Origin of the sequence: Microvirga vignae (genome assembly GCF_001017175.1) — a bacterium.
GTDB classification, from domain to species: domain Bacteria; phylum Pseudomonadota; class Alphaproteobacteria; order Rhizobiales; family Beijerinckiaceae; genus Microvirga; species Microvirga vignae.
In genome coordinates, this window is sequence record NZ_LCYG01000151.1 from 1 (window position 1) to 8,278 (window position 8,278).

The 8,278-nt window shown below is 60.6% G+C and carries 7 protein-coding genes and 1 pseudogene; 1 reads left to right on the plus strand and 7 read right to left on the minus strand.

The window, feature by feature from the left end:
• Window positions 1-766: 766 nt before the first annotated feature.
• On the plus strand, window positions 767-2,080 hold the full coding sequence (locus AA309_RS31280) for an amidase family protein (RefSeq protein WP_425286922.1): 1,314 nt from the start codon (window positions 767-769) through the stop codon (window positions 2,078-2,080).
• Window positions 2,081-2,138: 58 nt separating this feature from the next.
• Here the strand turns inward: AA309_RS31280 and AA309_RS37100 are convergent.
• The 7 genes and pseudogenes from AA309_RS37100 to AA309_RS31310 all read right to left on the minus strand — a co-directional run.
• Window positions 2,139-2,330, minus strand: a pseudogene (locus AA309_RS37100) (IS6 family transposase); the annotation flags it as partial.
• Window positions 2,331-2,723: 393 nt separating this feature from the next.
• Window positions 2,724-4,175: a MocR-like pyridoxine biosynthesis transcription factor PdxR gene (pdxR, locus tag AA309_RS31295; RefSeq protein WP_047192934.1), complete on the minus strand. Its 1,452-nt coding sequence runs from the start codon at window positions 4,173-4,175 to the stop codon at window positions 2,724-2,726.
• Window positions 4,176-4,180: 5 nt separating this feature from the next.
• Entirely contained in the window at window positions 4,181-4,336 is a 156-nt protein-coding gene (locus AA309_RS35625; RefSeq protein ID WP_160310591.1) for a hypothetical protein, read from the minus strand.
• Window positions 4,337-4,427: 91 nt separating this feature from the next.
• Window positions 4,428-5,432: a thioredoxin-disulfide reductase gene (gene trxB, locus AA309_RS31300; protein ID WP_047192931.1), complete on the minus strand. Its 1,005-nt coding sequence runs from the start codon at window positions 5,430-5,432 to the stop codon at window positions 4,428-4,430.
• 81 nt (window positions 5,433-5,513) lie between these two features.
• Complete coding sequence (locus tag AA309_RS33915) at window positions 5,514-5,651, minus strand: DUF1127 domain-containing protein (RefSeq protein ID WP_084731865.1); 138 nt, start codon at window positions 5,649-5,651, stop codon at window positions 5,514-5,516.
• A 175-nt stretch (window positions 5,652-5,826) separates the two neighbouring features.
• Window positions 5,827-7,053 (minus strand): bifunctional alpha/beta hydrolase/OsmC family protein, encoded by a 1,227-nt coding sequence (locus AA309_RS31305; RefSeq protein WP_047192932.1) that lies wholly within the window; start codon window positions 7,051-7,053, stop codon window positions 5,827-5,829.
• 195 nt (window positions 7,054-7,248) lie between these two features.
• Complete coding sequence (locus tag AA309_RS31310; RefSeq protein WP_047192933.1) at window positions 7,249-7,551, minus strand: hypothetical protein; 303 nt, start codon at window positions 7,549-7,551, stop codon at window positions 7,249-7,251.
• Window positions 7,552-8,278: the final 727 nt, after the last annotated feature.

Sequence of the window (8,278 nt, forward strand, 5' to 3'; positions counted from 1 at the left end):
CCCCGCAATCAAGATGCGCTCTGCCTATACGCTCACTGGATCTGATTGGATGAGAGTTGTCCCGGCTGTGTCTATGCGTCCACACGTGTCTGGGCAGGGTCAAGGCTGTCCAGCCTCCTTGCGGAACGCCTGTCCCAGTCGGTTTGGAAGTCGTCACACTGCCCGTCCTTCGGGGACGTGCGGCCTATTCCGTGCTGAATTGTGCAGGATTGGCGCAAGCAGCGCAGAATCGGTCAATTGATATGCTTCTCCCTGCAGCCATAGACCGGCAGATCAGGCACAATGCTCTTGTCCCCGATCGAAGGTCATTCCTCCCGAGACTTGGAAGAGCCTCGGCCGGCACGGGGCGCTTCTTTTGTGGGGCGAGCGACATCGCCACCAGAGTCTATTGATCAGGCGCTCAGCCCGGGCGGCATCCGACAGCTGTAATAAGGGAGTCCCAAGGGTATGACATCGTTGCTGGTTCTCAAGGCAGCTCTAGAGCCATTCGCTCACAAGGTGAAAGGGTGTCTTCCGCGATCCGGCTATTCGGCCTCTCTCCGACCGCGCCCATGTTCACATCCGTTACAAGCCATTCCATGAGGCCATGGCTTTTTCTGTTGCTTCAAAGAAGAGATTTGCAATGACTAGGCTGATCAAGACTACAGCGTCGGGACCAGAAGCAGGCGGGCTCGCAGGGCTCGGCGTTGTCGCAGCGGCTGCCGCCATTCGCAATGGCGACATCTCGTCAGAGTCATATACGGCCGCGCTCCTCCAGCGCGCCCGAATGCACTCCGATCTCAATGCCTTCATTACAATAGATGAAGCAGCTGCGCTGGCTGCCGCCAGAGATGCGGACAAGGCTCGCGCTGCTGGTTCCACTGCTCCCCTTCTGGGCGTTCCGTTGGCGGTCAAGGACAGCTACCTAACTCAAGGACTCCACACGACGCTTGGAGTGCGGAATCTGGAAGGTTTCGTACCGGACGAGGACGCCGACGTCGTTGGCGCGATCAAGGATGCTGGTAGCATCGTCTTTGGCAAAAACAATCTCGTTGAGTTGTCCTACGGCTTGACCGGCAACAACAGCCCCTATGGTCAGGTGAAAAACCCACATAACCGTGATCATATCTCCGGGGGCTCCTCCAGCGGGTCCGGCGCATCTGTCGCGGCTCGGATCGTGCCCGCGGCCTTAGGGGGCGATACGGTAGGTTCGATCCGAGTGCCTGCGTCGCTCTGTGGTGTGGTTGGCTTCAAGCCGACGACGGGGCGGTGGCCACGTAACGGGGTCGCCCCGATCTCCCATACGCTCGACACAACAGGCGTGCTTGCCCGCAACGTTGAAGACTGCGCACTGATCGATCATATCGTCACGAAGGCTGAGGCGACCGCACCCTCCGGTCGGTCTGACCTGAAGGGCGTCAGGTTCGCCTATGCGCCTCGGCAATATCTTGATCTGGTCGAGCCTGATATCGAGGCGCATTTCAAAGAAACGGTTCGGCGCCTACGCGACGCTGGTGCCGAGATTGTCGAGGTCGATCTCGGAGAAGGCTTTTCCTCGCTCGCCGAGACGGCGACGTGGAACATCTTTTTCCATGAAACGATGGAAGCGCTCTCAGACTTCCTTCGTCGCCACAACGTTCCGGCTACATTCGACGAAATCTATAATGGACTTAAACCTGGTCTAAAAGAAGCATGGGCACAGGTTGTTTTGCCAAGTGGGCCCGGATATGTTTCTGCGGACACATATGAGGCAGCGCTGACTGTCGATCGCTCTGAGATCCAGCGCCGCTTCCATGAAGCATTTTCTGGCAGCGGGACTGAGGCACTTCTCTTTCCAACGACTCCCTGCACGGCGCCGATGATCGAGCATCAGTCGAAGTTCTTAATCGCGGGTCAGGAGGTCAGTGACTTGGCTCTGGCCAGACACACTGTCCCTACGAGTGCAGCAGGTTTGCCGGGCATCAGCATTCCTACGGGCCTGTCCACCAACGGACTGCCGATTGGGCTTGAGATGGACGGAGCGCACGGTCGTGACAGGCGCCTCCTCGACCTTGCACGTCGTGTAGAAGCGGCCGCTGGCGCGCTGTCATCACCTGTCTGAAGAACCGGCGTAGGCCCCACCCATAGTGGGCTGCATGAACAACAGCCTACACATCACCCTGCACATAGGTCTCGTCGACTTGCCATGATCCGGATCGATAGCCCTGATCTTGGCGAACTCGCTTTTCAGGCTCGGGGGCATAGCGCTGAGCCCAACGAAAGATCGCGCTCGGGTCGACCTCGACGCCGCGCTCCTGCATCATCTCGACCAAATCGCGATAGCTGATCCCGTACTTGCAGTACCAGCGAACACAGAGATCTCGGCCGGGAAGGGGCGGCGCTTGAAGAGCGACATGGAAGAGGCTCCATGCTATACGACCGAGGTTAACGCACCAGTGCCCTCCGAAGACGGCGACGATGTGAATGTGGGCTGGACCCTTGGTGGCGGTGTCGAGTACGCGTTCACCAACAACCTGAGCGAGGGTCGAAGGTCTGTACGTCAACCTCGAGAATGACAACGACTATGGCGCCGTCGGCAGAACCAAGAAGATCGAGTTCGGTGTGGTCCGTGCGGGCCTGCACTCCGGGTTCGGCGTATCGAAGTTGAACGTTCATCGTCAGGATCAGATAAAATGGCCCGGAGCGCTCCGGCCTATTGCCTCCGACGTTCAAGTCGGAGTCTGCATGGGATCCGTACCTGGCGCTCAGCCTGGTTGTCCGGAACGCGTCTGCTCATGCCTGCCGCCTACACTTGCCTCAACAAGTTCCAGGAGCTTGATGCAGTCCTTCCTCAGCGTCCGCTCGGAATAGTTTGTGGCACCCAGCAGCAAGCCTCGCGGCGCTGGCGCCGACAGGTACCACGGTGATAGCGGCACGGGCGCCAAGCCGTATTGCAGGGCTCGCTCCGACACTGCGACATCATCATAGTAATCAGGAAGGACAAGACGCACGGCAAAGCCGCCATGGGCATCCACATCATAGCCTGATGGCGCCAGTTCGCGGAGCGTGTCTGCCAGCCTCTGTTGCCGGGCGGCATAAAGGCGCTTCATCTTCCTCAAGTGACGCAGGTAATGTCCCTCGCGAATGAATTCGGCGACGGTATGCTGGACTGCAACGTTGGGTGCGGGAGCAAGGCAGGCGGCGGTCTCCGCGAATGTCAGCGCCAGATGGGACGGCACCACCATGAAGCCCAGACGCAGAGACGGGCTGATTGTCTTGCTGAAGGTGCCGATATGCAGTACCCGACCATCCTGGTCGATGGAGGCCAGCGCCGGCGCAGCCCGCCCCCGCAGTTGCAGTTCGCCCAGATAATCATCCTCGATGATGTAGGCCTCATGGCGCGCCGCCCAATCAAGCAACGCCCTGCGTCGGGCAAGCGTCATGGTCATTCCCAGTGGGGCCTGCTGGCCCGGCGTAACGACTGCGACCGCGGCGTGCTGGCAGAGCGAGATCCCCTGCCGGACGTCGAGACCCTCGCCATCCACCGGCACCGGCACGATGTTCAAGCCCGCAATCTGGAGCGCCTTCCTCGTCAGGGGAAATCCAGGATCCTCGAACCAGGCGCTGGCACCCTCCAGCTTCAGAGCTCGCACGGCGATCCCGAAGGCTCCGGCGAAACCCGCCGTCACTAGCACTTGGTCGGCGGTGCACTGCAGGCCGCGGGCAATCGCCAGGTACGAGGCGATCTCGTGCCTGAGCGCGGGAGCGCCCCGCGGGTCCGGGTAGCTGACCGGATGCAGGGCCGCCGTGCGAGCGTTCCGCAGCATCATGCGGGTCCATAACTTGAACGGAAAGGCGTCCTGCGAGGGAACGCCCATCTGGAACGTCGCAGGACGATTGCCAAAATCCGGGAAGAAGTCAGGAAAGGGGTGGTTGATCGATCGCTCCGGTGATGCCTGCGGGGTAATCGGTGCCTCTGAGACCCACGTGCCGCTGGCGCCGCGCGAGACGAGAAGCTGCTCATCGAGGAGGCGCTCATAGACGACCCGGACCGTGCCCCGCGACACCCCCAGCTGAACTGCGAGGTCGCGCCAGGACGGCAACCGCGCCCCCTGGGTGAGGGTCCCCTGCCGGATAGCGTCGCGAAGACCCGTGTAGATCTGGGACGAGAGCGATGCCTTGGCGTCTCGATCAATGCTGAAAGGCAGTGGGCTCATCGGGTTCACCTATCTTTGCATCGGAAGACGGAGACAGTCGCCAGACGCGAGCTTGGCAGGGCAACCGTGAAGCTGATCTCGACCACATCATCCAGCGTCGCGCCGAAATTGGCCGACAACTTGACGGCGTCGGCACAGGTGATGCGTATATGCAGTTCCATGGTCGCGGCATCCGTGATCTTTCTGGAGGCAACGATGGGAGGCGGGCCAACCAGATTGCCTCCGCCTGAACTGGCTGATACGTGCTCGATCCTAGCCCCAAGCGCCGATCATCTGCTCTTCACGCTTTTCGATCGAGCGGGTGATCGGATCAGGCGAATGCTCGGCAAGGAATTTTTCGGCTTCCAGGGCCGCCATGCACCCCATTCCGGCAGAGCTAATGGCCTGCCTGAACACCGGATCGATCACATCGCCGGCCGCCATGCACCCGGGAACGGACGTTTTCGTCGACCAGGAGCCGACTTTGATGTAGCCGGCTTCGTCCATCTCAAGCTGACCACGGAACAGCTTGGTTGCGGGATCATGCCCGATGGCGACGAAAAGGCCGTCGGTGGGGAGTTCCTTCGTCTCGCCCGTGTTCACGTCGCGGATTCGAACGCCAGTCACCGACTTCATCAGCTCCTGTTTGCCGATCACCTCGTCGATGACGTGGTTCCAGACCACCTCGACATTCGGCTTGGCCAAGAGACGATCCTGAAGGATTGGCTCCGCCCGGAAGCGATCACGGCGATGGATGATCGTGACCTTGGAGGCAAGATTCGACAGGTAGAGCGCTTCCTCTACGGCTGTATTGCCGCCTCCTACGACTACGACTTCTTTATTTCGATAGAAGAAGCCATCGCACGTTGCGCAGGCTGAGACCCCGTACCCGTTGAAGATTTCTTCCGAGGGCAGTCCAAGCCAGCGGGCTTGGGCTCCCGTTGCGATGATGAGGGTGTCGGTGATGTACGTATCGCCGGAGTCACCTCGGGCGTGGAATGGGCGTCTGGAGAGATCAACGGAGGTGATGGTGTCGTACACCATATTCGTGCCGACATTCTCCGCCTGCTGTCGCATCTGCTCCATCAGCCATGGTCCTTGGACGGGATCCGCGAACCCAGGGTAGTTCTCGACATCCGTCGTGATGGTGAGCTGGCCGCCAGGCTGCAGGCCCGTCACAAGGAGCGGTTTCCGGTTGGCACGAGCAGCATAGATGGCGGCGGTATAGCCGGCCGGTCCGGCCCCGATGATCAGGACCTTGGTGCGATGCGTGGTCATTGTGTGCTCTCAAGAATTGAAGAGGTCAGATGCGAGCGCCCGTCGGACGGCACGGGAGCCGCTGCTGCGGCCTGCGAGGATCTACGTGGCGGTATCGATCTCGTAACGGGAGATGCCGAGGTCAACGAGTTCGCGGTCGGAGAAACGGGACAGCTCACGGGCGGACGCGCGGTACCGCCGGTAGGTACGGATCCTGCAAAGAAGAAAAGCGACGAACATAGGGAGTCCTCCTTTTGAAGCCGAAGCAATGGCTTCTTTTGACGGAGGCGATCCTGCCACCGGGATGGGCCACAAGACAGGTCTAAGATTGAGTGAAAGAACTGTACCATCGCCCGCTCGTTCGCAGCAGCGTATCCGCCTCGTTCTCAACCAGGGTATCCCCCGCGCCATGGCATCAGGAATTCGAGGTTTCGACCTTCGTGACGATATGTGAGCGAGCCTCAAGAGTCCGGTGCACCGGGCACTTGCCAGCGATCTCTGCGATCTTCTCGGTCACTGCAGGCCCAGGATCGGCTTCGAAGGTGATCCGACGCTCGAACTGATCGATCTTCCCGCTCCGCCCGTCCGCGCAACTGGCGCAGTCGTCAGCATGAACCTTGGCGTGCCGCACCTCGACCGTGTACGGCGGAAGCTGCCATCCCTTGCGCTCGGCATAAAGCTGAAGCGTCATCGACGTGCAGGTGCCGAGCGCCGCCGACACGAAGTCGTAAGGACTGGGTCCACTGTCCAAGCCGCCGTAGCTCTCAGGCTCATCGGCCAGCAATCGGTGCCGCCCGGCTTCGACGACCTGCTGGAAGCGGCCTTCTCTCGAGGCCCGGACGAGGACGCCATCGTGATTGACAACCGGCCCTGCACTCGGCCGCTTCGGGAAATACCGCCCGTACCAGGCGCTGACGACCTCGGCGACGAAGGCCGCATCCTCGTGGCGGGTCAGGAGATGGTCGGCACCGTCGAGGGAGATGAAGCTCTTTGGGTGCCGCGCGGCCGCAAGGATTCGCTTGGCATTCTCGATCCCGACGATCTCGTCGCCAGGAGCATGCAGGACGAGCAGTGGCCGGCCAAGATCGTGGATTTTGGCTTCGAGATGCGGCCTGCGCACGTCTTCGAGAAACTGCCGCCGGATGGTGAAGTGACGTCCGGCTAGTTCCACCTCAGCCTCACCCCGCTTTTCGATGACGGGGACATGCGCGCGGAAGCTGTGGATCACGTGCTCTGTAGCAGCCGGCGCCCCGATCGTTACCACCGCCCGGACGTCGGGCAGGTCCGCAGCCACCACCAGTACAGCGGCGCCCCCGAGCGAGTGGCCGACAAGGAGTTCGGCGGGACCGAAATGTTCGGCGAGATATTGGGCCGCTCGCCGGAGGTCCTCTACGTTGGAGGAGAAGTTGCTGTTGGCGAACTCGCCTCCCGACGCACCAAGGCCGGTGAAGTCGAACCGCAGAACCGCAATGCCCCGCATGGCGAGCTCGGACGCGATCCGCCGGGAGGCGAAGAGGTCTTTCGAGCAGGTGAAGCAGTGGGCGAAGACCGCGTAGGACCGGATCTGGCCGAGCGGGAGTTCGAGCCGGGCGGCAAGCTGATCGCCGCTTGATCCCGGAAAGGTGACCTTGAGGCTTTGCATCTTACTCTCCTGTCAGCGGGTGCGCCTCAGACTAGGCACTCGCCATTCCTGTTGGTTGAGGCCGTCACTCCGTGAGGAACCATCGTAAAAGCAGCGGTATGCAAAGCAGGACGACTGCAAAGCTCAGCGCGAGATGGCAGCAATCGTCGCCCAGAGGGAACTCTGGTCGCTGTTCTGATCCATGGCTCGTCTGACCTACAGGCACCCGATGCAGATCGTTCGGAGTATCCTGTCACTTCGCTCTTGGGCGCGGCGTTCGATCCCGGTTTGAGAACCGATTTTCGCGGTCCCCGGATTGGGAACAGTCGCGCCGGTCCGGGCGACACTACGGCCGTTCCATTCCGCTGTCTTCATTTGTTGGGTGGATGGCGAAGCTTGCTGAGCGTAAGACAGGGATTGTGCCTGCGCCGTTCCGGCGAAACCCGTCACGGCGGTGACAACAACGCTGACGGCGAGAAGACTCCGGATCAGGTGGCGGAGTGTGCTGATTGACTTCATGATGAACTCTCCCGCTCCCAACAGGGAATGGCTGATCGCAGCGGTAGGGTTCGGACTCTGGTTGCGTCCCAAACAATACCGGTCTGTATCGATGGCGGATTAGGTATACTGATCTGTATTGTTTTGCAAGCCTATTTTGAAAAAATATTATGGAAGCCAAAAAGGAAGTTGTTCGGGACGCACCATTGCTGGCTCCCGAGGACAGCCGATATCGGCCGAAAGCAGAGCTATGCCGATACAGATCTGTCTATCTGGCAGAGATCCAATGCGGCTGTGTCGTGCCGGTACCACCCTCGCAAATGGTTAGTGAGCAATTCGGTCCAGCCGGTCTGGTAGGAGCCTCCGAGGACTTGATTCGTCCTGCCGCGCAAATACTCGTGGAACAGCAACAGGTACGCCAGTGCCGATCAGTCGCGAAGATCGGCTACGCCCGAAAGATCGGCTGCAGGCTGTCCGGCGAGATGAAGTTCCATACCCTTCAGACGCAGCGCGGAGCCGCCGAAGCCATCCATTGTCAAGCCGGGGGCCGAGTTTGCAGGCCAGAGACCACTGCACGCGGAGCAGGATGACCAAAGGATCAAGGTGCTTGCCCTTGAACACGCAACCCTCCGCCGTTGAGACGCTGGCCACGACAGCTGAAACTCTGAAGCAATCCGTTTGCGACATAGCCTCAACGTGCGGAGTGCAGGATGTCCGTGTAGAGTTCGGCCACGTCGGGCTCGGGATC